We start from the raw sequence: 24602 nt of genomic DNA, 5'->3' as shown, positions 1-24602 counted from the left end.
GGGGGACGCGAGGCCGCAGGGGCGGCGGAGGGCGGTTCTGAGCTCACACACCCCTTTGCGCCTGAACCGGCGCCGCTCTCGCGGAGGTGGTTCTCGCCGTTGTGGTTCCTCAATTGATGGTTCGGTAGACAGCCCTGAAGGGATTGCAGAATGACCAAGCAGACCATCCTCGGCCGCGTCGCCCAGCTCGCGAAGGCCAACATCAACGCCCTGCTCGACCAGGCCGAGGACCCGCAGAAGATGCTGGACCAGCTGATCCGCGACTACACGAACAACATCCGGGACGCCGAGGAGGCGGTGGCCACCACCATCGGCAACCTCCGGATGCTGGAGCAGGACCACAAGGAGGACCAGGAGGCGGCCGGCGAGTGGGGCGGCAAGGCGCTCGCGGCCAGCAAGAAGGCGGACGAGCTGCGGGCGGCCGGGAACGCGGCGGAGGCCGACACGTTCGACAACCTCGCCAAGGTGGCGCTGCAGCGGCAGTTGCAGTCGGAGCGCGAGGCGAAGGACGCGGAGCCGACGCTCACCGCGCAGACCGAGGTCGTCGACAAGCTCAAGACGGGCCTGGACTCGATGAAGATCAAGCTGACGGAACTCCGGTCCAAGCGCGACCAGTTGGTGGCCCGCGCCAAGACCGCGCAGGCCCAGAACCAGATGATGGACGCGGCGCAGAACATCGACGTCCTCGACCCGACCAGCGAGTTGAGCCGCTTCGAGGAGAAGGTGCGGCGCGAGGAGGCGCGGGCCCTCGGCAAGCAGGAGCTCGCCGCGTCGTCCCTGGACGCCCAGTTCGAGCAGCTGGACGCGCTGGGCGACGAGGCGGAGGTCACGGCGCGCCTCGCCGCCATGAAGCAGACGGCGTAGGACCTGACCCACCGGGCGGACCCCCGTCCCAGGCACCCCTCAGAACGGCCCCAGCCCCCCCTCGGAACAGCCCAAGGCACCCCTCAGAACAGACTGAGCAACGCCTCCGCCGCGTCCACCGGCTCCGTTTCCCCGTCCGGCAGGGCCATCTCGAACCAGACGGTCTTGCCGCGCGGGGTGCGGCGCGAGCCCCAAGCGGCGCTGAGCAGGCCGACCAGCTGGAGACCGCGCCCGCCCTCGTCGGTGTCCCGGGCCCGGCGCCGCCGCGGCTGCACGAGGCCCGCGTCCCACACCTCGCACACGAGGGTCCGGTCGAGGAGGAGCCGCAGCCGGATCTCGCCCTCGCCGTACCGCAGGGCGTTGGTGACGAGTTCGCTGACCAGGAGCTCCACCGTGTCGCAGAGGGGCTCCAGGTCCCAGTCGCGCAGCTGGTCGCAGGCGAGTTCGCGGGCGCGGCCCACGGACTGCGGGTCGCGCGGCAGCGTCCAGTCGCCCACGTGCTCGGCGGGCAGCCCCTGCACCCGGGCCATGAGCAGCGCGATGTCGTCCTCGCCGTGGTGGGTGTCGAGGGTGGTGAGGACGTGGTCGCAGACGTCCTCGAGGACGGGGGCGGGGTCGGTGAGGGCGCGGACGAAGGCGTTGAGGCCCTCGTCCAGGGGGTGGTCGCGGGACTCCACGAGGCCGTCGGTGTAGAGGGCGAGCAGGGCGCCCTCGGGGACCTCGACCTCGACCTCCTCGAAGGGCTCGCCGCCGACGCCGAGGGGCATGCCGGGCGGCACGTCGAGCATGAGCGCGGACTCGCCGGGCTCCACGAGCACGGGGGGCAGGTGCCCGGCGTTGGCGAAGGTGCAGCGGCGGGTGACGGCGTCGTAGACCGCGTACACGCAGGTCGCCAGGTAGACCTCGGCGAGCCCCTGGTCCTCCTCGGCGGCGCGCTGCGCCGAGCGGGCGGTGCGGGTGGCGCGCTGCGGGCTCGCGGGGTTGCCGAGGCCGCGGGCGATCTCGTCGAGGGCGGAGAGCACCTCGGCGGGCTCCAGGTCGAGCAGCGACAACGTCCTTACGGCGGTGCGCAGTTCACCCATCGCGACGGCGGCGCGCAGGCCGCGGCCCATGACGTCGCCGACGACGAGGGCGGTGCGGTGGCCGGGGAGCTCGATGACGTCGAACCAGTCGCCGCCGACCTCCGTGGCGGCGTTGCCCGGCAGATAGCGGCAGGCGATGTCGAGGCCCGCTGCCTCCGGGTCGCCGGGCGGGAGCAGAGAGCGCTGCAGGATCAGGGCGCGCTCGTGTTCGCGGCGGTAGAGGCGGGCGTTGTCGATGCAGACGGCGGCGCGCGCGGCGAGCTCGACGGCGAGGGCCCGGTCCCGCTCCCCGAAGGGCTCGCTGCCCTTCGTGCGGGAGAACTGGGCGAGCCCCACGACGGTGTCGTGGGCGACCATCGGGACGGCGAGGGTGGACTGGATGGGGCCGCCGCGGAGGTTGGCGGGCCCGCAGCCCTCGTCGGGGGCGAGCAGCCGGGGCCGGGCGGCGCGCAGGGCGTCGGCGCAGGGCGAGCTGAACGGGAAGCGGTGCACGACGCCGACCTCGACGGGGGCGGTGCCCGCCGGGAAGGGCGCGTCGGCGACGGCGCTGGCGAAGGCGACGCGGCGCAGCTCGGCGCTGCCGTCGGCGAGGCTCTGCCGGACGTGCGCGGTCTCGTCGCCGTCGAGGAGGCCCTGGTAGAGGTCGACGGAGGCCAGGTCGCAGAAGCCGGGGACGGTGACGTCGAGGAGCTCGCGGGCGGTGGTCTCCAGGTCGAGGGAGTTGCCGATGCGGGCGCCGGCCTCGTTGAGCAGGGCGAGGTTGCGGCGGGCGTGGGCGGCCTCGCGGGCGGCGGCGTGCCGCCGGGTGACGTCGGTGCCGAGGCCCGCGACGCCGATGGGGCGGCCCGAACCGCTGTGCACGCGGTAGAGGTTGATGGACCAGTGGCGGCGCTCGGGGCTGTCCGGGGTGGGTCCGACGATCTGCATGTCGGTGACGGCCTCGCCGGTCTCCAGGACGCGGCGCAGGGCGGCCTGCATGCGGTCGGCCTCGTGGCGGGGCAGATAGTCGTGGACGGTGTGGCCCCGGTGGTCCTCGACGCCGCCCCCGAAGACGGCGGCGAAGCGGCGGTTGGCGCGCTGCACCTTCAGGTCCGTGCCGAACAGCAGGAAACCGAAGGGAGATTGGCCGAAAATGGCCTGCGAGGCGGCGAGATCCGTCTCGATCTGCCGCAGCGCCCGGACGTCGACGACGATGCAGACGGCGGCACGCTCCCCGGCCTCGGTCTCGGTCGGCATGACGTACACCTCGGCCACGCCTTCGCGGATGCTCCCGCGCCGGTCAGCCCCCTGTGCACGGTCACCGTCGCGGTCACCGTCGCGGTCACCGTCGCGGTCGCGGTCGCCGTCGCCGTCGCCGTCGGGCATGCGGAAGGGGACGACTCCGGTCCACTCCCTGCCGTCCAGGATCTCCGCCATCTTGCGGTGGCCGTCGGCGCGCTGCTCGGCGGGGACGAACGCCTCGATGGGGTCCTTGCCGACGGCGTCCCGCGCGGCCACCCCGAAGAGGCGCTCGGCTCGGCTGCTCCACTGGTCGACCAGGCCGTCCGGGCCGATCGAGAACGAGGCGACCCGGATGTAGTCGTAGATCGAACCGGGCGGGCTGCTCTGCCATGTCGCGTCGCCCGACGGCTCCGTGGACCCCGTGGGCCCCACCCCGGGGTCCGTGGACCCCGAGCCGGACTCCGTCGCCTGCGCTGGTATCTCGCTCACGCGAACCGTCCCCTCCAGCTCACCGCGGTCGGCACCGGTCACCGAATGCGGCTGCCCGCAGTATCCAGCACTACGGCCCCACGCCACACGCCGTTCACGATCACAGCACGGTCTCAACGCTTTTTGGCCCGTGACCGTCTTGCTTCCCGCTTGATTCCCGCTCTCCGCCTGCTTCCCGCGACCGTTCCGGTGCTGCCAGTCTTCTAACCAGGCAACGCCAGCTCGAACCACACCGTCTTTCCCGTACGGCCCGTGCGACCCGGCCGCGTCCCCCAGCTGCGGGAGGAGCGGGCCACCAGCTGGATGCCTCGGCCGCCCTCGTCGTCGGGTGCGGCGACGCGTTCCGTGGGCGGGTCGGGCAGCGGGTCGGAGACCTCCACGAGCAGGGTGCCCAGGGGGCCGTCGGGGCGCACAAGGCGCACGCCGATGGGGCCCGAGGCATGGCGCAGGGAATTGGTCACGAGTTCGCTCACCAACAGCACCGTGACGTCCCCGAGCGCCCCGAGGCCCCAGTCGCCCAGCTGTTTGCGGACGACGGCGCGGGCGGTGCGTACGGCGCCTGGGTCCGCGGGAAAGTCCCACTCGGCGACGGAGCCTTCGGTGTCGATCACGCCGATCACTTCCAGACCAGCAGGGGAGCGGTGTCCGGTTTCAGGGGGTTAATGGGCACATACCCGATATCCCGCTGGGACTACCGCACACCAGGGCGCACTGTGGCACAAACGGCGTAGGGGTGGTGCAAGGGGCGGCTCTTCTTCCCCGCCCCCGCCCCTCCCCGGCTGCGCCCATGAGCGCGCTCCGCACGCGGGCCGACTCCGCCGCTCTGGCGCACCCTCCGGGGAGCCCCTCCCCTAGGCGCACCCTCCTGGGGGCTCCTCCCCCTGGACGCCCGCCCCCACCACAGCCACGACCGCAGGAACGTCCGCCTCCAGCCACCCCACCGACCAGACCTCCCCCGCCCCCAGCCAGCGCAGCTCGTCGTGGCCCTCCAAGGGTTTCGGCTCCCCGGAGACCAACCGCGCCCGCCACACCCGCAGCACATAGCCCCGAGGCAGCGCCCACTCCCCCGGCACCCGCCCGGTCAGCTCCGCCTCGACGCCCAGCTCCTCGCGCAACTCCCGCACCAGCGCGTCCTCGCAGCTCTCGCCGGGCTCGACCTTGCCGCCGGGCAGCTCCCAGCCGCCGGCGAGCTCGGGGGGTGCGCTGCGGCGCGCGGCCAGCAGGCGTCCGTCGTCGTACAGGGCGGCACCCACCACGATCTTCTGCTCCATGGAGGGGAGCTTAAGGAGTGGGTGCGGCCGGGGGGACGGCGCTCAGCGCGCCGTCCCGTTCTGGCTCAGCCTCTCCACGCAGTACAGCTGCTTGTGGCCGCGGTCGTCGAGGCTGTCCGCTATGCGCTGGGCCTCGGCCTTCGTCGCGTACCTGCCCACGCGGTAGCGGTTGCCGTTGTCGTCCTGCCGTATGACGAGCCAGGGCAGTGTCGCCGTCCCGTCGTTCATCGCGACCCTCCGCTCCCCGCCCCCGGCGCGCGCCCCGCCTCGATCAGTAAGGAAACCGCAATCCGCATATGCCCGAGCCTACGCCCGACCTTCACGCAGCGGATACGGGTTTACACAAAGAGATACGCAACCGGCCACGGAAGGACCGAGAACCCGCGCCCGCGTCAGCCGCCCCGCACCGTCCGCACCACAGACACCTTCCGCACCGTCGGCACCGGCAGGAGCACGGGCTCCCCCGGCGACTTCCGGCACACGTCCCCGCACTCCGCGTCGAGCGAGCAGCACAGCGAGCAGATCGGGCCCGACCGGACCGGGCAGTCGGCGATGTCGGGGAGTTCATAGGCCGTCGCGCAGACCGCGCACGTGTGGGTGGCCGTGATGTCGGGGACCTCGACGTGCGGGCCGTTCACCGGGTTGGGGCGGGCCAGGTAGTAGCGGCCCTTCGTGGCCCAGGCGAGCAAGGGGCACAGGACGAGGGCGAGTCCGGCCGCGATGAAGGTCGAGAAGGCTTCCGCGTACTCCCCGAAGAGGCCGAAGAAGGCGAGGATCGAGACCACCGACGCGACCACCATCGAGCCGAAGCCCGCCGGGTTCACCGCGTACAGGTACGCGCGCTTGAACTCGATGTACTTGGGGCTCCAGCCCACCCTCTTGTTGATGACGAGGTCGGCGGCGACGGCCGTGATCCAGGCGATGCCCACGTTCGAGTAGAAGCCGAGGAGCTTGTTCAGGGCGGCGAACATGTCCATCTCCATCAGCGTCAGCGCGATGGCGAGGTTGAGGAAGATGTACCAGACGCGGCCGGGGTGGCGGTGCGTGAGGCGGGAGAAGAAGTTGGACCAGGACAGGGAGCCGCTGTAGGCGTTCGTGACGTTGATCTTGATCTGGGAGACGATCACGAAGAGCGCGGCGGCGGGGAGGGCGAACGACCCGAGCCAGGGCCGCAGGGCCTCGATCTGCGGGGCGATCGGCTCCAGGGCGTGGGTCTTACCGACCGCTTCGAGCGCGACGAAGGCGAGGAAGGCGCCGCCGAGCTGCTTGGCCGCGCCGATGACGACCCAGCCGGGTCCGGCGGCGAGCACGGCCAGGTTCCAACTCCGCTTGTTCTGCTCGGTCTTGGCGGGCATGAAGCGCAAGTAGTCGGCCTGCTCGCCGATCTGGGCGATGAGGGAGAGCGCGACGCCGGTGCCGAGCCCGAAGCCGATCCAGGAGAAGCCGCTGCCCGCACCCTCCGTACCGCCGAAGGAGCCGAACGCGCCCCAGGCGTCCGGCGCCTCGAAGGCGAGGACGACGAAGGGCAGGAGCAGCCCGATGATCCAGACCGGCTGCGTCCACGCCTGGACCTTCGCGAGGGCGCCCATGCCGCGGAAGACGATCGGGATGACGATGAGCGTCGTCACCAAGTAGCCGATCTGCACCGGGAGTCCGACGGCCTGGTGCATGGCCTGCGCCATGATCGAGCCTTCGAGCGCGAAGAAGATGAAGGTGAAGGAGGCGTAGATGAGCGAGGTGAGCGTGGAGCCGAAGTAGCCGAAGCCCGCGCCGCGCGTGATGAGGTCCATGTCGAGGCCGTACGTGGCGCAGGCCCGCGCGATGGGGATGCCGGTGAAGAAGATGATCGTCGCGGCGGTGAGGATCGAGGCGAGTCCGCTGGTGAACCCGTACGTGAAGACGATGGACGCACCGATCGCGAAGTCCGCGAGATAGGCGATGCCGCCGAGCGCGGTGGACGCCACCATCGTGGGCGACCAGCGCCTGAAGGAGTGCGGGGCGTAGCGCAGCGAGTAGTCCTCGCGGCTCTCGTCGGCCGCGAGCTTGGCGTAACTGCGCCGGGGCGGCGGGCTGTCGGCGGGGCTCGCGGTGTCGCGGGTGACCATCTCCGTCATGGGTGCTGGCTCCTGTCGTCCTGTCGTCCGGCCGGGTGCGGGTACGGACGGGGAAGGTAGGAGCCGCGCGTGACGGCGGGCCGCCGCGGGCGATTGCCCGGGGGTTACGGGTGGCGCGCGGGCGTTAACTCCGGATCACGGCGGGCGGACGGGCCCGTCCGGATTCCGGTCGTGAAGGAATCGCACCAGGGCCGCGCCCTGCCGTACGGGGTCAGCGCACGGGCAGGTGGTATGCGATCCGGTAGCGGTCGGCGGGGACGACGATGTCGGCGGTCTCCACGGCGCGGCCCGAGGCGTAGTACGTGCGCTGGACGACGAGGACGACATGGCCGGGGACGCCGCCGAGGGCGAGGAGCTCCTCGGCGAGGCCGGGGCGGGCGCCGACCTCCTCCGCGACGTTGTCCACGATCACGTCGATCGCGGCCATGCGCTCCACCACGCCGCAGCCGCCGAGCGGGCCCTCCTCGGGGAGCATCACCGGGGTGCGGCCGGTGACGGCGAGGGGCTCCCAGGAGGTGGAGAGCATCATGGCCTCGCCCGCGTCCCGGTACACGTACCGGGTGCACATCACGCGGTCGCCCGCGCGGATGCCGAGCCGCTCCGCGATCACCGCGCTCGCGTCCACCTGCTCGCTGCGCGACTCCCAGGTGCCGCGCGCGCTCTCCTCGGCCTGCTCCTGCTTGAAGGGCGTGGAGCCGCCGTGGGCGCGGAAGCCGGTGCGGGCGACGCGGCGGGGCACGGGGCGCTCGCGCACATACGTCCCCGAACCGGAGCGGCCCTCGACGAGCCCCTCGGCCATCAGGACCTTGCGGGCCTCCAGGGCGACGGTGTCGGAGACCCCGTACTCCTCGCGGATTCTGGCTTGGGAGGGAAGCCGCGTGTGAGGCGGCAGCGAACCGTCGGTGATCTTCTTGCGAAGATCACCCGCGACGCGGAGGTACGCCGGCTGCTCACCGAATGTCACTGGCCACTCCCATCAGGTTGACAGACAGCAACAGCCTGGCAACCGTGGGTTGTTGGCCGCAAGCCAAGGCCAACGAATCACTCGAAGTGATGATTTACCCCGAGGCGGGTCTTTACGCAGGAGCTTTGCGGAGCTATGGAGATCGACGGAGGCCGACAGCGACAGACGGAGACGGACGGAGACAGACGGCTCCTCACACCTCTCCGACGTCGACCCCGTCCCTGCCGTCGCCGCCACCGTCGACACCACCGGTACCGCCGCCATCGGTGCCGCCGCCACCGGTACCGCCGCTGCCGCTACCGCCGGGCTGCTCGTCCCGCAGCGACCCCGTGAGCGTCCCGCCGTCGTCCGCGTTGCCGAACAGGCACGTGATGTGCCGGTCGCCCTGGCGCCAGGTCGTACGGCTCGGCACGTAGTAGTAGATGGCGACGTTGCTCGGGACGGCCTCCAGGTCCGGGACGTAGTCGGCCTGGAAGTCCGTGCACTTCCGCTCGGCGAGCGCGGTGAGCTCGCTGTCCCCGGGGAACCGGCTGTTGTTGACCCTGAAGGACGCGAAGACCTCGCCGGTGTGCTGCTCGTCGCAGGGCACCTTGTCGACCTCGTGGGCGTACTTCATGCCGGCGAGGTCGTTGTCCGGAGCGTTGAAGCAACCGCCCTTGGCGACGGGGAACTTGTTGAGGTCCCGGGCCGCCTCCGCCGCGTCCTTGAAGCCGTCGGCGAAGTCGCGGGCCGCGCCGGTCGCGAAGAACAGGACGAGCAGCACGGCCCCGACCGACGACAGGACGTTGCCCGCGATCGCCAGGCCCTTGCCGCGCTCGCCCTTCTTCTTGATCTGCGACAGGGCCACGAGGCCGAGGATCAGACCGATCAGCGGGAAGAAGCAGAGGACACCGAAGACCAGCGAGGCGATGGCGAGGCCATTGACGGGCGGCGCGGAGTGCGGCGAGTAGTAGCCGGGCCAGGGCCGATAGGGCGGCCCACCGGGCTGCTGCCCCGCGTACCCCGGCTGCCCCGGCTGCCCCGGATATCCCTGCTGCCCCGGATAAGCCGCCCCGTACGGCATCTGCTGCTGCAGCTGGGGCGGCTGCTGCGGGGACCCGGGGCCGGGCGGCGGGGGTATCGACACGGGTACGGTGCTCCTCGATCGGGCGCTGACCCTCACTTCTGGGGAGGGCTTGGCGCATCGTAGTCGGGGCGGGGGCGGAAGCGGAATGCGGGCGACAAACTCAACAATTCGGGCGGTCAACCGGTTGATGTCGCGCTGGGCGACGGCGCCGGGCTTCGCGGCGGACGGCGGCACGGTCTTCTCGGCGGCCGGGGTCTGGCCGCTGCTCGCCTTCCTCGCGGACGTCGCGGACGGCCCCGCCCGCGACGAGCTGGCGGACGCGATCGGCCTCTCCCCGGAGCAAGCAGCTTGCGGGGCAAGGGAGTTGCTGGCCGCACTGGACTCCGTACGGGAGCTGGAGGCCGCCGTCGGGCTGTGGACCCGGCGGACGCCGACCCTCAAGGAGGAGTGGCGCGCGGGGCTCCCGGCGGACGCGACGGGCGCCCTGACGGGGGACCCGGAGGCGGACGGGGCGGCGCTCGACGCGTGGGCGTCCAAGCGCACGGGCGGGCAGATCGAGCGGATGCCGGTGCGGACGTCGGAGGACACCGAGTTCGTGCTCGCGAGCGCGCTGGCACTCACCACCACGTGGGAGACGCCGTTCAAGGGCGACCTGACGGTCCCGTCAGCGGGGCCGTGGCAGGGCCGCGAGCTCGCGGGGCTCTACCGCTCGGAGCGCGGTCTGGACGGGGTCCGGCTCGTGACGGCGGGCACCGGACGCGTCACCGAGGCGTGCGTGCGCGGAGAGGGCGCCGTCGACGTGCACCTGCTGCTCGGCGAGGAGGGGATGCGCCCGGCGCACGTGCTCACGGCCGGAGTCGAGGCCCTCGCGGGAGAACTCCCCGCCGTGCCGGGCGGCCGACTCCCGTACGGCGACGCGGGACCCGGCCTCGGCGTGGCACGGACCCGTTCGTACTTTCCCGAGCCCCCGTCCACCACCCTGAACACGGTGGAGTTCACGGTGGACGCGGAGCACGACCTGCTGGCCCGCCCCGAGCCGTTCGGTCTCGCCGCGGCCCGCGCGCTCCCGAGCCTGCCCGGGATCTCCGATGCCCCGCTCGTGGTGGGCTCGGCGCAGCAGTCCGCGACCGCGACCTTCAGCTCCGCGGGGTTCCGCGCGGCGGCGGTGACGGCGGTCGAGGTCGCCTACATGGGCTTTCCTCCCGCCACCCCGGAGTACGAGACGGTCCGGGCCACCGTCTCCGTCGACCGGCCCTTCGGCTTCCTCGCGGTCCACCGGGAGACGCGCCTCGTCCTCGCGGCGGGCTGGGTCACCGACCCGAAGCCCTTCCCCGAGGACGAGAACGCCTACGTGGTGGAGTGACTCACCCGAGGGGGCCCACTAGAACTGCAGCCCCCAGGAGTCCAGCTTCCCCGTGTCCTGCGCGGCGTTGTCGCTCACCCGCAGCTTCCAGGTGCCGTTGGCCGTCTCGGACGACGCGTCCACCGTGTACGTGGTGTTGATGTCGTCCGCGCTGCCTCCGCTCCCGTACGACTTCAGCGTGTACGCCGTGCCGTCGGGTGCGATCAGCTGGATCTGGAGGTCGCCGATGTAGGTGTGCTTGACGACGACCGGGACGCTCAGGTTCGCGGGCGCCTTGCCGTCGACACCGGTGACGTTGATCGTGGACTCGGCCGAGGCGTTGTCGTAGATCGGCACGTCGGTGTCGTTGGTGAACTTGGGTCCCGGCGGGGTGGTCGAGCCGCCGCCCACGTACAGGAGGCGGTTGGGCGAGCCGGAGCCGGGGCTGGTGACGACACCCGGGGTGGCCGCGTCGGTCAGCGCCTTGGAGACCTCGGCCGGGGTGGCCGTCGGGTGGTCGGCCACGTACAGGGCGGCGGCGCCGACCACGTGCGGGGTCGCCATCGACGTACCGGAGATGGTGTTCGTCGCGGAGTCGCTCGTGTTCCAGGACGACGTGATCGACGAGCCCGGGGCGAACAGGTCGAGAACGCTCCCGTAATTCGAGTAGCTCGCCTTGGCGTCGGTGTTCGTGGTCGCGCCGACCGTGATGGCCTCGGTGACGCGGGCCGGGGAGCGGGTCGAGGCGTCGGTGGTCTCGTTGCCCGCCGCGACGCCGAAGGTGACGCCGGAGGCGATGGAGTTGCGGACGGCGGTGTCGAGCGCCGAGTCGGCCCCGCCGCCCAGCGACATGTTGGCGACGGCCGGCTTGACCGCGTTCTTGGTGACCCAGTCGATGCCCGCGACGACCTGCGCGGTGGTGCCGGAGCCGCTGTTGTTCAGGACGCGGACGCCGACGATCTTCGCCTTCTTCGCGACGCCGTACGAGGATCCGGCGACCGTGCCCGCGACGTGCGTGCCGTGGCCGTGGCCGTCCTGCGCGGTGTTGTCGTTGTCGATGGCGTCGTAGCCGTAGGAGGCGCGCCCACCGAACTCGCTGTGGCTGATGCGCACACCGGTGTCGATGATGTACGCGGTGACGCCTTCCCCGGCCTTGTCGGGGTAGGTGTACTTCTGGTCCAGCGGCAGGTTCTTCTGGTCGATGCGGTCCAGGCCCCACGAGGGCGGATTGGGCTGGGTGCCGTCGACGTGGAAGGTGCGGTTCTGCACGACGGAGTCGACCGCCGGGTCGGCGGCGAACTTCTTGGCCTGGGCGGCGGAGAGCTCGACCGCGTACCCGTTCAGGGCCTTGTCATACGTACGCTCGATCTTCGCGCCGTACTCCTTGGCCAGCGCCTTGCCCTCGGCGGAGCGCGCCTTCGCGGCGTCCTGGTCGAGGGTGACGATGTAGCTGTTCGGGATGGCGCCGGGAACACCGGCGTTCTCGATCCGGCCTTCCTGCTGCCGGGTGTCCGCGCCCGCGGGCAGGGCGGAGACGACGCCGAGGGCGAGAGCCGCGACCGCGGTCGCGCTGATCCCGGCCAGTCTTCGGCGCGTAGGACGCATCACTGCCATCTGAGGGATCCTCCTCAATCGGTGGTGCGCTGGTGGGGGTGATGGCGACAGGCTCATGTCAACAAAGACCGACGGACCACACCCTGTCGATCAATGTTCAACTCTCCGTCGCCGACGAAAGATTGGCCGATCCATAGGAAACCCACAAGGGCGAGGAATGGACGTAACACGACCGCCACACCCCCGCCATGACGGCGCCCCAGGGGGCCTGCCCCCTAGCCTGCGCCCATGACAGCCTTGCCGGATTGCTACTGCCCCACCGACGGCACCCGCGTCCCCTCGGGCTCGCTCGTCTGGTGCTGCCCCGCCTGCCGCGGCCCCCTGGACCTGGACTTCTCCCCGACGCCCGCACCGGTCAAGTCCCTTGCGGGACGCGTCAATTCACTCTGGCGGTACGCGGAGTCGCTCCCCCTCCCCGTACCCGGGATCTCACTCGGCGAGGGCCGCACACCCCTCGTACCACTGGAGGGCGAGATTTCGGCCAAGCTCGACTTCCTGATGCCGACGCTCTCCTTCAAGGACCGCGGCGCCGTCATGCTCGCCGCGCTCGCCCAACAGCTGGGCCCCGAGCGGGTGATCGCCGACAGCAGCGGCAACGCGGGCACCTCCCTCGCCGCGTACTGCGCCCGCGCCGGGCTGCCCTGCACGGTGTACGTCCCCGACGCCACCTCCCCCAAGAAGCTGGAGCAGATCGCCGCGCACGGGGCCCGCGTCGCACGCGTCCCCGGCGACCGGGAGGCCACGGCCGACGCGGCCCGCGCGGCGGCCGACGAGCCGGGCACCTTCTACGCCTCGCACATCTACAACCCGTACTTCCTGCACGGCACCAAGACGTACGTGCACGAGCTGTGGGAGGACCTCGGCGGCCGCCTGCCCGACGCCCTGGTGGTCCCCGTCGGCAACGGCACCCTCCTCCTGGGCGCCGCCCTGGCCGTGCGCGAGCTGCACGCGGCGGGCCTCATCGCACGGGCGCCGGTCCTGTACGCGGTGCAGGCCGCCGCCGTCGCGCCGCTGGCGGAGGCGTGGCGCTCCGGGGCGGACGACGTCCTGGGCGACGCGGTGGGCGCGCCTACGTTCGCCGAGGGCATCGCGATCCCCCGCCCGCCGCGGGCCCGCCAGATCCTGCGGGCGGTGCGGGCGCTCGGTGGCGCGATCGTCACGGTGTCCGAGGAACAGATCCAGAAGGCCCAACTCGACCTTGCCGGGCGGGGGTTGTACGTGGAGTCGACGGGGGTCGCGTGCTGGGCCGCGGTGCGGGACGGGGAGCTTCTCGGCGGGCGCACCGGAGTGGTCCCGCTGTGCGGGGCGGGCGTGAAGACGGGCCTCGCGGCGGTGGGGTGACTTCTCACTCCGGCCGTACGGAATCCAGGAGGGCGACGCAGCGGTCCAGGAGGGCCGTGAGCGTCGCCCTCTCGTCGTCCGTGAACTCGGCGGCGAGCGCCCGCTCCACGCGGACGGCACCCGCGTCCGCCTCGGTCATGACCGCCTCGCCCTCCTTGGTGAGCCGCGTCTCCAGGACGTTCTTGTGCCAGGCGTGCGGGGTGCGCGCGATGAGGCCGCGCTCCTGGAGGCCCTTCAGGACCGTGTTCATGGTCGGCGGCGTGACCCCGCAGAGCCGGGCCAGGGCGGCGGCCGAGATGCCGGGGTTCTCCGTGAGGAACAGCAGCACCGCGTACTGCGGGACGGTGAGGCCCGCGGGCTTCACGGCGGCGTGCTTGGCGGCATTCAGGGCGTGCTCGGCCCGCTTGAGGGAGGAGCCGAGGCGCTCGGACACGGGCAGGGGCGAGGTCATACCCGCATCGTAACGACCTTCCAACCATTCGAACCCTGATGCTTCATTTGAACCTTGACGACCATTAGAGTTCTAACTTAGATTCGTGAGCGTCCGAGAGTTCGGAATCACACGATGCACCAGACGAGAGGCAGCCCTGCCATGTCCCGCCTGCTCATCGGCCGCTCCCTGACCCGCACCGCCCTCACCGCCCTGGCCGCCTTGGCCGCGCTCACTCCGTTCACCCCGTTCACCGCGACGGCCGCGCAGCCGCACGCACACGTCTCCACCGCGTACGAACTGCCCGGCGACCGCGTCTACCCCGAGGGCATCGCCACGGACCCGCGCACCGGCGACGTCTACGTGGGCTCGTACACCACGGGCGCCGTCTACAAGGCCACCCCCGGCCACCACCGCGCCGAGGTCTTCCTGCCCGCGGGCACCGACGGCCGGAACACGGCCAACGGCCTCCGGGCCGATCGCGCGGGCCGCCTCTGGGTGACCGACTCCACGTCCGGCGTCTCGGTCTACGACCTCCGCAGCCGCACCCTGCTCGCCCGCTTCGACGTACCGGGGCCGGCCGACGCGCCCCGCATGGTGAACGACGTCGCGATCACGCCGGACGGCACCGCCTACCTGACCGACAGCTCACGCGCCGTCATCTACCGCGTCACACCGAGGCAGTTGGCGGACGCGTCGGCCCACGGCAGGCGCGGCGAACTCACCGTCGGCCACGACCTGAGCGCCACCATCGCCCCGCACCCGGCCGACGCGTACACCCTCAACGGCATCGTCGCCGACCCCTCGGGCCGCTACCTGCTCACCGTCGACATGACCGGCGGCGACCTCTACCGCGTCGACCTCACCACCGGGGCCGTTCGTGAAGTCGCCGCGCGCGGCGGCGACTTCACGAACGGCGACGGCATGGAGCTGCGCGGCCACACTCTCTGGGTCGTGCAGAACCGCGACAACACGGTGGCCCGCTGGCGGCTCGGCGGCGACGGCACCACCGCCCGCCTGGAGCGCGAGGTCACGGACCCGGCGCTCCAGGTCCCGACGACCATCGCGCACAGCGGCGGCCACGCCCTGGTGGTGCGCTCGCAGTTCGACAAGGGCGGGCCGATGGGTCCGGGGACGCCGACGACTCCGTTCACGGTCGCCGACGTCGACGGCATCTGAGCGAGCGGCGGGTCGGCCACCCCGGGGGTCAGCTGATCGACGTGTCGCCGTGGGCCTCCAGGAGCGTGCGGAGCGCCTCGGCGACACGGTCGCAGCTCTCACGGTCGAGGGACTTCAGGATCTCGGCGTAGTTGCGCAGGTGCGCCCCCATCACCACGTCCGTGACCTCCTTGCCCCGCTCGGTGAGGTGGATCTTCACGGTCCGCCGGTCGGCGCCGTCCCGCACCCGTTCGACCAGGCCCTTGGCCTCCATCCGGTCGATGCGGTTGGTGATCGCGCCCGAGGTCACCATGGCCGCCTTAAGGAAGGCGCCCGCCGTCAGGGCGTACGGGGGCCCGGAGCGGCGCAGCGTGGTCAGGACGTCGAACTCGCCCGGCTCCAGGCCGTGTTCGGCACTGAACTGCTTGAAGCTCTTCTCGATGATCCGGTGCATCCGCTGAATACGGCCGAGCACCTCCACGGGCCACAGCTCGTCCGCCAGCTCGGGCCGCTCCGCCTCCCACTGACCCACGATCGCGTCCAACGCGTCACTCATCGCGCCGCCTCCCGCCCATCCACCACTTCACCAGTGCCTACCTTCTCAACGTTAAGACACTTGACGCTGAAGGACCAACCCTGCTTTTATCTCAACGTTGAAATTGTCAACTTTGAGACGAACAGGGGTGCCCCGCCATGTCCGCTTCCGCTTCCTCCACTTCCGCTGCCGCTACCGCCACTTCCGCTGCCGCTACCGCCACCTCCCCTTCCGCGCTGGCCCTCGACCCGGGCGCCCAGGACCTGCTCTTCCGCGAGGCCCGCACCGCCAACACCTTCACCTCGGAGCCGGTGACCGAGGAGCGCATACAGGCGGTGTACGACCTCATCAAGTACGGCCCCACGGCGTTCAACCTCTCCTCGCTGCGCATCACGCTGATCCGCACCCCCGAGGCCCGCGAGCGCCTCCTGCCGCACATGGCCGAGGGAAACAGGGCCAAGACCGCCACCGCCCCGCTCGTCGCGATCCTCGCCACCGACCACGAATTCCACGAGGAACTCCCGCAGTTGGTGCCGCACGCCCCCGGCCTGAAGGACGAGTACTTCGCCGAGCGGGCCGTGCGCGAGCCGGTGAGCGTCCTCAACGGCGCGCTCCAGGCCGCCTACTTCCTCGTCGGCGTGCGCGCCGCGGGGCTCGCCGCCGGCCCGATGACGGGGTACGACGCCGAGGGCCTGCGCAAGGAGTTCCTCGACGGCGACCACGAGCCGCTGATGGTCGTGAACATCGGCAACCCCGGCCCCGACGCCTGGTTCCCGCGTCTGCCGCGCCTGTCCTACGACGAGGTCGTCACGACGCTCTGACCCCGCCACAGGAGCCACCGCCCCGCCACCACCATCACCACGCCATCGCCACCGCCATCACCACACCGCCGCCGTAACACCCTGGGGGGTTGCCCACATGTCCACGTCCATCACGTCTCCCGCACGCACCACGCCCCCCGCACCCGCACCCATGCAGCCGAAGGCCCCGACCCAAGTCCCGGTGTTCTGGCTGGCGTTGCTCGCCACGCCCATCGCGGCCGGGGCCAACGCCCCGGTGCTGATCCTGCCGGACATGGCCCGCTCCTTCGGCGTCGGCGCCGCGACGGCCTCCTGGCTGGTCACGGCGTTCGCCTGGGCGATGGCCGTCGGCACCCCGCTGATGGCGGGCCTGCTGCGGCGGCGCGGCCTGCGCACGGTGCTGCGGCTGAGCGGCGCCCTGGTGCTCACGGGCACCGTCCTGGTGGCGGCCTCCCCCTGGCTGCCGCTCGCCCTCGCCGGGCGCGCGGCGCAGGCGGCCGGAGGCGCGGGCCTGGTCACCTCGGCGATGAGCCTCGCCGGGAGCGCGCGCCGGATGGGTGTGATCAGCGCGGGCTTCGGGATGCTGGGCGCGGCGGGCCCGCTGCTCGGCCAGCACCTGACCGCCGCACTCTCCTGGCGGGCGGCGCTGGCGGTCTCCGCGGTCTCCCTCCTCGCGGTGGCCAAGGTGAACCGGTACGCACGTGAAGTCCCGCCCGCACAAGGCCGGTTCGACGCCCGGGGCGCCGCGCTGCTGACGGCCTTCGCCACGGCACTGGTCCTGCTGCCGACCACACCGGCGTACGCCGCGGGGGCCGCCGCGGTCGCCGGCGCCTTCCTCTTCCGCCACGTGGCCCGCCGCCCGGAGGGCTTCGTCCCCCTGGAGCTCCTCCGCACGCCTGCGTTCCGCATCTCCGCACTGCTCGCCCTCGCCGCGTCGACGTCGTACTTCACGCTGCTGTTCGCGGCGCCCCGGCTGCTCGCCGACCGTGCGGGCTGGTCCAAGGAGGCCGTCGGGACGGGGCAGTTGGTGGCGCTCCTGGCGGGGGCAGCGCTCTCCTGGTTCTTCGCGGCGGGGTCGGCGCGGATGAGCCGGGCGACGGTGCGCACCGTGCTCCTGGCCCTCGGGGTCGCGGCCGCGGCGACGGCGACCGTGGCGAGCTGGGGCCCGCTGCTCCTGGTCGCGGTGGCGGTCGCGGTGTTCACCTCGACCGGTTCCAACGCGGTCCTGTCGGTGCACGCCGCGACGAGCGCCCCGGAACGGGCCCGGGCCACGGCGATCGGCCTCTTCACCCTCTGCTACCAGATGGGCGGCGCGTTCGGCCCGGGCATCGCGACGGTCCTGGTCCTGGGCTGACCTACCCGACACGGCCCACCGCCGATCACAGCACGGCACATACCCTCGGCCCCATGCCCGACGATCTCTCCTTGGCCCTGCTGGCCGTGCGCCGCCTGGTGGCGGTGGATGCCCAGCAGGGCGCCCGTGCGGCACTGCCCTTGGCACGCGAAGAGCTGGACAGATTCCCGGAGTTGAAGACCGGCGCCACGATCACCGCGAACACAGCGGCTTCCACGACCTCCGCGGCAAGGTCCAAGGACAGCCTGTCAGTCCTCGCGGAGCTGGCCGAGGTCATCGGCTGGATCCTCTTCGACGCGGGCCACTACCACCGGGCGCACGCGATGAACGCCCGCTCCCTCACCCTCGCGGACCGCTCCGGCGACCGCTGGACGGCCCGCCTCACGCTCCTCAACGAGAGCATGCTCCTGACCCACACGGGCCACCCGACGGCCGCCCTGACGGCCGCGGCCCGCGTCCAGGGCCCCCGCCCGCTCCCCGCCCGGGTGTCCACGCTGACGCTCCTCCGCGAGGCACACGCGAAGGCCCAACTGGGCGCGTACCACGACCCGTTGAAGCTGACGCACCAGGCTCACAGCCGCTTCCTGGACGGCGTCTCCCACAACGACCCGCCCTGGGCCTGGTGGATCGACGAGCCGGAGCTCCTGGGCCACCTCGGCTGGATCCACGCCCGCCTGCACCGCTGGGACCAGGCCATCCCCCTCCTCCACGAGGCGGCCACGGCCCCCGGCCCCTCCTACCGCCACCTCTTCGCGGCCAAGCTCCTGACCACGCTGACCCACGCCCGCGCCTGGCACGACGCGGAACACCTGATGACGACCCTGGCCCCCCGCATCCCCCACATCGGCTCCCGCCGCACAACAGAAACCCTGCACACCACGGCCCGCCATATACGCGACCGCGCCCCGGCACCGTCTTCGGCGCGGGACGCGGCGGCGTACCTCCTGACGGAGCTCAGACGTTGAACCGGAACATCGGGGGCAGGGTTTTGACCTGCGTAAACGTCGGAGACCCGGGGTAGATCCAGCCAGGATCCAGCCGCCGGGAACGACCGGTTCATGCCCCCGGTTCACGATGGATCCGCGGGGCTGTCGGGGATCTGCCCGGAGCTTGGCCCTAGGGCGCTCCGCGTGATCGTTGAGCAGCGGTCCCGAATCACACTCGCAGCATGAACCCCTGTGTCCACTCTCCAGGGGACACCGTAGAGTTCCTCGCAGCCAACCGGATGTGGTGGCGGTCGCTGGCTGGGGCACAGAGGTCCTGGCGATCATCGATATCGACCCGGGGTGCAAGCGCTTCGGCGTGAGCGGGGTTAGGTACGCCTTCAAGGCCAAGTTGACTGGACGGGTCCAGATTCTGGACGACCTCTCAACCCACCGCGTCGAGACCACCGACCTCGCTCTGGGGCGCTGACCAGGAAACTCCTTGGCTCACGCGTCCAGGCCGCAGTGTCCGGCGGCTGAATCGCCTACCTCGCCCCGTGACGGCACGGATGGTGGGTCACGTCCACTGACGTGACCCGTGAACGTTACTCCGCGACAGCGCCTGCGGCCGGTCAGTGGTTCTGGCGCCGCCGTCAGACAGACACAGGCGATCTGCGGTCCTTCCTCCAGGCTTCGCCGGAAGTCACGTTCATGCCCGGCGGGACACTCGTACCCTTGCGTTGTCCGCCGCTACACAGACCTAAGCGAGGGGAAGGTCGATGGCTAACCGCAGCACCGTGATTCTGCTTCTGTCCGCCTGGGCCATCGGCGGGGTGGTGCTCGCATTCGGACTTAGCACGAGAATTGTGGGGCAGTTCGCGCAGTCTGCCCGCCGCCTAGGGCCGACCGTTAGCCCCGACGTACGCAAGAGCCGATCGGAAGATCTATCCCACCGTCTGAAACCTGCTCGCCGAGTCCTCCTTTCAAGCGGACTGGCCACGATTGTGGCGCTCGCCCTATGGCTCACCAATTAGGAACTTAACGAGCACAACTGTCAACAGCCAGAACCTCCGCCTGGGGCGAGGACCCACTCGCAACCTGTCTCATCCTGATCCGTCAGCAGTCGTTCGGGCGCGCGTAGACAGTGACGCGGGCTCCATGGATGTCGCTGCGCCGACAGACGGTGAAGTGCTTCCGTAGTACCTCGCGCTTCGTTGCCTCCCTGAGCGACCTATCCTCCGGCTGACTCGGTGGATCGCTCAGGACCACGATGCGGCGGGCGGCGAGCATGCGGGCGCGGACCGTGCCAATGGGCAGCTCCCTCCCATAGAGCGAGCGGGAGCCGCGTGGCCCTTCCCTCAGGGCCAGATCGTCAAGGCCCCTGAAGGCACTGGAGTTCGTGCCGACCCACACGCGTCGGCGTGCCGGAGTGAAGATGAGGCCGTCACCGGGGGAGGCCGACAACGCGACAGTGGACGTGATCGCGTGCACGTCGTCGATGCGGCTGCGTGGAGTCCGCTCGTAGATGCCCAGTGGCACTGCGGTCGCAGTGGCGACGAGTGCGCAAAGAACGAGCTGGACGGTACGGCGATGTGATCGTGCCCTGCGGAGCACGTGCTCAAGAGCAACACCAGCAAGCAGGGCGAGGCCGACCATGCTGTACAGAACGTATCGGTCGACGTAGAGCGGTTTGATCGGCGTCGTGAGCAGTAGGGCTGTCGAGGGCAGGAGCAGGAGCGGCAAGGCCAGCTCTCGTAAGCGCACACCCCCGGCGCGCGGAAGGGTTCCTGACAGCTTCGGATGAGCGAGCAGCGCGCCGAGGGCGCACGTGGCCAGCGCCACGGGTTGCGGCCCGCTGATCCAACTCACCTGTTCAGACTGTCTGATGCTGAACAGGGCGAGGGGGGCGAGGAATGCTGTTACGCAGATCGCTGCGCATGCCCACGCTTTGATCACGGCGACGGGTGCGCGCGACCACAGCAGGGTGACGCCGTGCGCTACGAGGGCCAGAACGGCGAACTCGTGTAGTAGACATGCCAGCAGTGCCATGGCTGTGTACCCGAACCACACGGCCCGAACGGGCTGTTCCACAGCCTTCAGGAACAGCCAGGTTGCCCAAGTGACGGTGGCGCAGACGACGGCGTAGGACCGTCCTTCCTGTGCGTAATGCTGCACGAGGGGAAGCAGAGAGAAGATGATGCCAGCGGCCGTGCCGGCGCGGGGCCCGACAAGGCGACAGCCGATCGCCCCAACCCCGGCTGCCGCCGCGGCCATAGCCAGTGCCGAGGGCAGTCGCAGGACGACCAGGGAATCGCCGAAGACGGCGAACACGCCATGCATGAACACGTAATAGAGGCCGTGCACGGCATCGACATGCTGCAGGGTGTGTAACAGGTCGGGCAGGCTGCGCTGCCCCATGTCGTACGTCACGGCCTCGTCCCGCCACCATGTTCCCCGGCGCGTGATGCCAATCAACCCCCATACGAGCGCGAAGGCTCCCGGCACCAGGGCCGGCCATGGGGATCGGAGTGGTGGGGCCGAGCGCGAGATAGTGGTCTCAGCGCGAGGCATCTGTGCGGTGGTAATGGCTGACTCCGTTCCACAAGCGTGATCAACAGGGCTGTGAAAGCCAGATCTTGAGCTTGTGGAACGCTGGCGTTGATCTACAGACCCGGCCTGACGGCAATCAACGCACTGGGTTTTGATGGGAGACCGGGCGGGGCTTCGCACCAACGCTCCCGCTGGTTGACTCTCCCTAAGCTGTCTGGTGCCGTGAACCGCCCGTGACCTTCCGGAGGCCGTGATCACTCAGCGCACAGAAGCCGTCTCGCGGCTATCAAGGGCAAGGGACCGGATCGTTCCTCCTACCGGAACGCGAGGCCGAGCTTGGGATTCGGTGTGGCTGAGTGTCCTCATCCCGGCAGCCACGGCCCTGGCCCTCGGCTTGTGGGACATCGGCCGGCATCACAGCATGTGGCGCGATGAGTCGGTCACCTACCAGGTAGCACACCGATCTCTGCCTGAACTATGGGACTTACTCGGCAACGTTGATGCTGTGCATGGTCTCTACTACCTCTTTATGCACGGTGTCTTCCGGACGTGGGACGGTGGGCTCGCGGCGCTAAGGATGCCGTCCGTAGTCGCGACCGTCGTCGCAGCGGCTGGTGTAGGGGTACTGGCCCGACATCTGTCCCGAGGATCCGTGGGGATCTTGGCCGGTGTGGCTTTCGCGGTGCTTCCCCTGGTGCAGCAGTACGCCCAGGAAGGCCGCTCCTACGCGTTGGTGACCGCTGCAGTGGTGTGGGCGACCTGGTTCTTCGTAAGGGGTGTCGAGCAGAACCGCTCACGGACATGGATGGCTTACGCGGGCATCTTCGTCGTCGCCTGCTGGCTGCACGAGTTCGCTGCTCTGGCCATGGTCGCGCACGCCGCTACGTTGTGGTGGTGTGCGGCACCCAAGGCTGTCCTTCGGCGCTGGGCCTGGTCCAGTGTGGGCGCAGCGGCAATGATTGTTCCTCTGGCTGTGGTGAGTTCACAGCAGGCGGATCGACAACTGGGCTGGCTGGGGCGGCCGAGTGCGGCCGCATGGATCCTGTGGGCCTCAATGGGGATCGCAGCGTGTCTGATGGCCCTGTTCGCCCATCGCAATGACGGAACGCGAACCTCCCTCCTGGCCAAAGACGGGACGTTGGACGTCACCCGGCTGGCACTGCCGCTCGTAGTGCTTCCGGCAGGGCTGCTGATGGTGGTGTCACTCATCAAGCCTTGGTACGTCGACCGGTATGTGCTGTACGGCATGGTGGGTCTGGCCCTGCTGATGGGGCGGTCGCTAGAGCGAGTCCTAGTCGGCAGTCTTCAGTTGAGATGGGCTGGGGATCGCCGTGTGCCGAGCAGCGCAGTTGCCGCTGCAACCGCACTCGTCGCCGGAGCCGTCCTGATCCCGTGGTCGCTGGACATGCGCTCTCCGGAGAGCCGCAAGGACGACGTGATAGAGATAGCCGAAGCGGTTCGACACCACATCGGGACGACAGACAACGTGTTGTTCATGCCCGCTCGGCGCCGGGAATGGCTGCTCTCCTCACCAAGCGTCTACGACCACGTGCGGGATCTCGCCCTGGAGCGATCCCCTGAGAATGCGCACAGCTTGGAGGGAACGGAACTGTCGCCCGAGGAGATCCGCCAGAACATCCTGGCGAGCGACCGAATCATGGCGCTGACTGACCCTCGTGGACAGCCGCTGGACTCCATTGCCCAGGAAACGGTGAAGCGAGTGACCTTGAAGAGGTACTTCCAGAACTGCGGGACGCAGACTCTGCACGGAGCCCAACTGGTGATATACGCGCGCCCCGGGCACTGCGGACGCGGATCGAAGCCCCCAATCAATGGTGCTCTCGAGGCTGGGGGTTGATGAACCACAGCACCCAGAGCAGGACACCGGTGATACACAACAGAACGACCACGGTGACAAGCACTCTCATCGTGCGCTCTCTGCGAGTCTCTTCCCTGCGCGCCTGCTCGTGTGCCTCGACACTGGCGATCAGGAACTCCCGCTCCGCAGGAGATAGATCGTCGGACACGTGATCATCCAGTGCGAACATCTCTTGCGCCACTGCCAGCTGGCCTCCCCGGTACAGAGCTCCGGGGTCACGGTTCAGCTCGTTCCACACCTGTGTGGCGTCCGCGATCCTGCGACGCATACGCAATCGATCGCGATCAGCTTCAATCCATCCGTGCAACCGCGGCCAGGCCGAGATCAGCACCTCATGCGCCAGGCTGACGTTCACTCCGTCGACGACGATGATGCGTGCACTGATCAGCAGCTCAAGCACGGGAGCGGATCCCTCGATCTCGCTTAACTCGCTACGTGGTGTCGGGCGGGCTGTGTCCTGAGTACCTTCGCCCGGCGCAACCAACCTCAGCAGCAAGGTGCGTGCGAGACAAGCCTGTTCATCCGTCAACCCCGCGAAGAATTGCTCGGCTGTGTGCGCCAGCGCCCCGTGAACACCGCCAATGGCGTCGTAAGCCTCTTTGGACAGTATGTGCCCGTCGCGCCGCTTCCAGAGCTCGAACAGCGCGTGCGACATGAGAGGAAGGCCGCCGCCAGGTACGTCTGACACATCGTCGAGAATCTGTGTTGTCAGGGAGCGCTCCACGACAAGCCGGCCTACGGCGGCGGGCTTCACGATGGCCGACCGCAGTTGCTCCCGTGACATCGGACTGACCAGGAGATGTCCCTGACTGAGGGCCTCAGCCAGTCCTTGGTGTTCCGCGCAGCGGCCGTAGAAGTCAGCGCGCATCGCCAGCACCACACGCACGTTGTTCTCAGGCGCGACAGCGGTGAGCAGCAGATCGGTGAACTCAGCTCTCTCCGCAGCGTCATGACAGATCGTAAAGAGCTCTTCGAACTGGTCGATCAGGACAATACAGTCACCAGGTGCGTCGGGCGCGCTGAATAGTTCACGATGGTCGCGTGCCGGATGCTCGCCGGGGCTGAAGATGCGTACAGCTGATGGACGGCCTGCTTCAGGTTCCAGTTGTTGCAGGGCGGGGACGAGTCCCGCGCGTATGAGAGAGGACTTGCCGCTGCCGGAGGCGCCCACCAGAGCCGAAAGCCTACGCCGTGCGACTAGGTCGATGAGATCGGATACCAGTTCGGCTCGCCCGAAGAACAGCGCATGATCGTCGGTTCCGTAGCGCGCGAGCCCTAGGTACGGCGTCGGGAGGCCGCCAGGGCGGGATAGCGCCAAGAGCGCCTCTTCCTCTGCCGCTTCCTGCCTCCGTTTCTCCCATTCCGTGGCGTCGGCACCGAGAGCCGTGACGTAGGCCCGCAAGACCTGAGGCGAAGGCAGGCGGCTCCCGGCCGCCGCAGCGGACAGCGTGGGTGCCGAGAACTCTGTACGAGTTGACAAATCCCGGTAGGTCGGGCTGCCTGCGTCCTGCCGGAGCCGCCGCAATGCGTGGGCGAAACGCTGAGTCGGTCCTGCATCAGGATCCAGGGGCCGCTCTGGCCTGCCCATGCCCACCCCTCCTCTCA

21 protein-coding genes are annotated in these 24602 nt (G+C 70.1%); 9 read left to right on the top strand and 12 right to left on the bottom strand.

All coding sequences use genetic code 11. From position 1 onward, the window contains the following. The first annotated feature begins 150 nt into the window (after window positions 1–150). Complete coding sequence (locus ACQB60_RS34365; protein ID WP_496930026.1) at window positions 151–864, top strand: PspA/IM30 family protein; 714 nt, start codon at window positions 151–153, stop codon at window positions 862–864. A gap of 83 nt (window positions 865–947) precedes the next feature. Here the strand turns inward: ACQB60_RS34365 and ACQB60_RS34360 are convergent, their stop codons facing one another. From ACQB60_RS34360 to ACQB60_RS34330, 7 genes are all read right to left on the bottom strand, one after another. Next, on the bottom strand, window positions 948–3656 hold the full coding sequence (locus tag ACQB60_RS34360; RefSeq protein ID WP_496930025.1) for a SpoIIE family protein phosphatase: 2709 nt from the start codon (window positions 3654–3656) through the stop codon (window positions 948–950). A 203-nt stretch (window positions 3657–3859) separates the two neighbouring features. Further along, on the bottom strand, window positions 3860–4276 hold the full coding sequence (locus ACQB60_RS34355; RefSeq protein ID WP_384848642.1) for an ATP-binding protein: 417 nt from the start codon (window positions 4274–4276) through the stop codon (window positions 3860–3862). Window positions 4277–4507: 231 nt separating this feature from the next. Further along, on the bottom strand, window positions 4508–4927 hold the full coding sequence (locus ACQB60_RS34350; RefSeq protein ID WP_496930024.1) for a (deoxy)nucleoside triphosphate pyrophosphohydrolase: 420 nt from the start codon (window positions 4925–4927) through the stop codon (window positions 4508–4510). A 42-nt stretch (window positions 4928–4969) separates the two neighbouring features. Further along, window positions 4970–5155 (bottom strand): SPOR domain-containing protein, encoded by a 186-nt coding sequence (locus ACQB60_RS34345; RefSeq protein WP_496930023.1) that lies wholly within the window; start codon window positions 5153–5155, stop codon window positions 4970–4972. A 164-nt stretch (window positions 5156–5319) separates the two neighbouring features. Continuing rightward, complete coding sequence (locus ACQB60_RS34340; protein ID WP_496930022.1) at window positions 5320–7041, bottom strand: purine-cytosine permease family protein; 1722 nt, start codon at window positions 7039–7041, stop codon at window positions 5320–5322. Between the two features lie 211 nt (window positions 7042–7252). Next, window positions 7253–8005 carry a GntR family transcriptional regulator gene (locus ACQB60_RS34335; protein ID WP_496930021.1) on the bottom strand — a complete coding sequence of 251 codons (753 nt, stop codon included), beginning with the start codon at window positions 8003–8005 and terminating at the stop codon, window positions 7253–7255. A gap of 193 nt (window positions 8006–8198) precedes the next feature. Then, window positions 8199–9131 carry a DUF4190 domain-containing protein gene (locus ACQB60_RS34330; protein ID WP_496930020.1) on the bottom strand — a complete coding sequence of 311 codons (933 nt, stop codon included), beginning with the start codon at window positions 9129–9131 and terminating at the stop codon, window positions 8199–8201. 85 nt (window positions 9132–9216) lie between these two features. On the opposite strand from ACQB60_RS34330, the gene ACQB60_RS34325 reads away from it, so the two are divergent. Further along, window positions 9217–10434 carry a serpin family protein gene (locus ACQB60_RS34325; protein ID WP_496930019.1) on the top strand — a complete coding sequence of 406 codons (1218 nt, stop codon included), beginning with the start codon at window positions 9217–9219 and terminating at the stop codon, window positions 10432–10434. Window positions 10435–10452: 18 nt separating this feature from the next. On the opposite strand, the gene ACQB60_RS34320 is transcribed toward ACQB60_RS34325, so the two are convergent. Next, the gene (locus ACQB60_RS34320) at window positions 10453–12027 is read right to left on the bottom strand and encodes a S8 family peptidase (RefSeq protein WP_496930018.1); all 1575 of its coding nucleotides are present in this window, start codon (window positions 12025–12027) and stop codon (window positions 10453–10455) included. A 228-nt stretch (window positions 12028–12255) separates the two neighbouring features. On the opposite strand from ACQB60_RS34320, the gene ACQB60_RS34315 reads away from it, so the two are divergent. Continuing rightward, window positions 12256–13368, top strand: coding sequence for a threonine synthase (locus ACQB60_RS34315; protein ID WP_496930017.1), 1113 nt, complete (start codon window positions 12256–12258; stop codon window positions 13366–13368). A 4-nt stretch (window positions 13369–13372) separates the two neighbouring features. On the opposite strand, the gene ACQB60_RS34310 is transcribed toward ACQB60_RS34315, so the two are convergent. Then, entirely contained in the window at window positions 13373–13819 is a 447-nt protein-coding gene (locus ACQB60_RS34310; protein WP_384848612.1) for a MarR family winged helix-turn-helix transcriptional regulator, read from the bottom strand. A gap of 141 nt (window positions 13820–13960) precedes the next feature. Here ACQB60_RS34310 and ACQB60_RS34305 point away from each other — a divergent pair, with 141 nt between their 5' ends. Further along, window positions 13961–14977, top strand: a complete 1017-nt coding sequence (locus ACQB60_RS34305) for an SMP-30/gluconolactonase/LRE family protein (protein ID WP_496930016.1) — start codon at window positions 13961–13963, stop codon at window positions 14975–14977. Window positions 14978–15005: 28 nt separating this feature from the next. Here ACQB60_RS34305 and ACQB60_RS34300 read toward each other — a convergent pair whose 3' ends face one another. Next, window positions 15006–15512: a MarR family winged helix-turn-helix transcriptional regulator gene (locus ACQB60_RS34300; protein WP_496930015.1), complete on the bottom strand. Its 507-nt coding sequence runs from the start codon at window positions 15510–15512 to the stop codon at window positions 15006–15008. A gap of 137 nt (window positions 15513–15649) precedes the next feature. On the opposite strand from ACQB60_RS34300, the gene ACQB60_RS34295 reads away from it, so the two are divergent. The 4 genes from ACQB60_RS34295 to ACQB60_RS34280 all read left to right on the top strand — a co-directional run bounded on the left by ACQB60_RS34295 (window position 15650) and on the right by ACQB60_RS34280 (window position 19058). Further along, window positions 15650–16312: a malonic semialdehyde reductase gene (locus ACQB60_RS34295; protein WP_496930014.1), complete on the top strand. Its 663-nt coding sequence runs from the start codon at window positions 15650–15652 to the stop codon at window positions 16310–16312. A 97-nt stretch (window positions 16313–16409) separates the two neighbouring features. Next, the gene (locus tag ACQB60_RS34290) at window positions 16410–17645 is read left to right on the top strand and encodes an MFS transporter (RefSeq protein ID WP_496930013.1); all 1236 of its coding nucleotides are present in this window, start codon (window positions 16410–16412) and stop codon (window positions 17643–17645) included. A 53-nt stretch (window positions 17646–17698) separates the two neighbouring features. Continuing rightward, on the top strand, window positions 17699–18610 hold the full coding sequence (locus ACQB60_RS34285; protein ID WP_496930012.1) for an NsdA family TPR-like regulatory protein: 912 nt from the start codon (window positions 17699–17701) through the stop codon (window positions 18608–18610). 262 nt (window positions 18611–18872) lie between these two features. Beyond that, on the top strand, window positions 18873–19058 hold the full coding sequence (locus ACQB60_RS34280; protein ID WP_496930011.1) for a hypothetical protein: 186 nt from the start codon (window positions 18873–18875) through the stop codon (window positions 19056–19058). Between the two features lie 626 nt (window positions 19059–19684). On the opposite strand, the gene ACQB60_RS34275 is transcribed toward ACQB60_RS34280, so the two are convergent. Further along, a complete protein-coding gene (locus tag ACQB60_RS34275) occupies window positions 19685–20998 on the bottom strand; it encodes a glycosyltransferase family 39 protein (RefSeq protein ID WP_496930010.1) in 1314 nt (437 codons plus the stop codon). Between the two features lie 541 nt (window positions 20999–21539). Between ACQB60_RS34275 and ACQB60_RS34270 the strand changes: the two genes are divergently transcribed. After that, window positions 21540–22976: a glycosyltransferase family 39 protein gene (locus ACQB60_RS34270; RefSeq protein WP_496930009.1), complete on the top strand. Its 1437-nt coding sequence runs from the start codon at window positions 21540–21542 to the stop codon at window positions 22974–22976. On the opposite strand, the gene ACQB60_RS34265 is transcribed toward ACQB60_RS34270, so the two are convergent. Continuing rightward, window positions 22948–24585, bottom strand: coding sequence for an nSTAND1 domain-containing NTPase (locus tag ACQB60_RS34265; RefSeq protein WP_496930008.1), 1638 nt, complete (start codon window positions 24583–24585; stop codon window positions 22948–22950). The genes ACQB60_RS34270 and ACQB60_RS34265 overlap by 29 nt on opposite strands. Window positions 24586–24602: the final 17 nt, after the last annotated feature.

The organism is Streptomyces odontotermitis, assembly GCF_050510915.1.
Lineage (GTDB): Bacteria > Actinomycetota > Actinomycetes > Streptomycetales > Streptomycetaceae > Streptomyces.
This window is presented reverse-complemented; position numbering and strand designations above follow the sequence as displayed.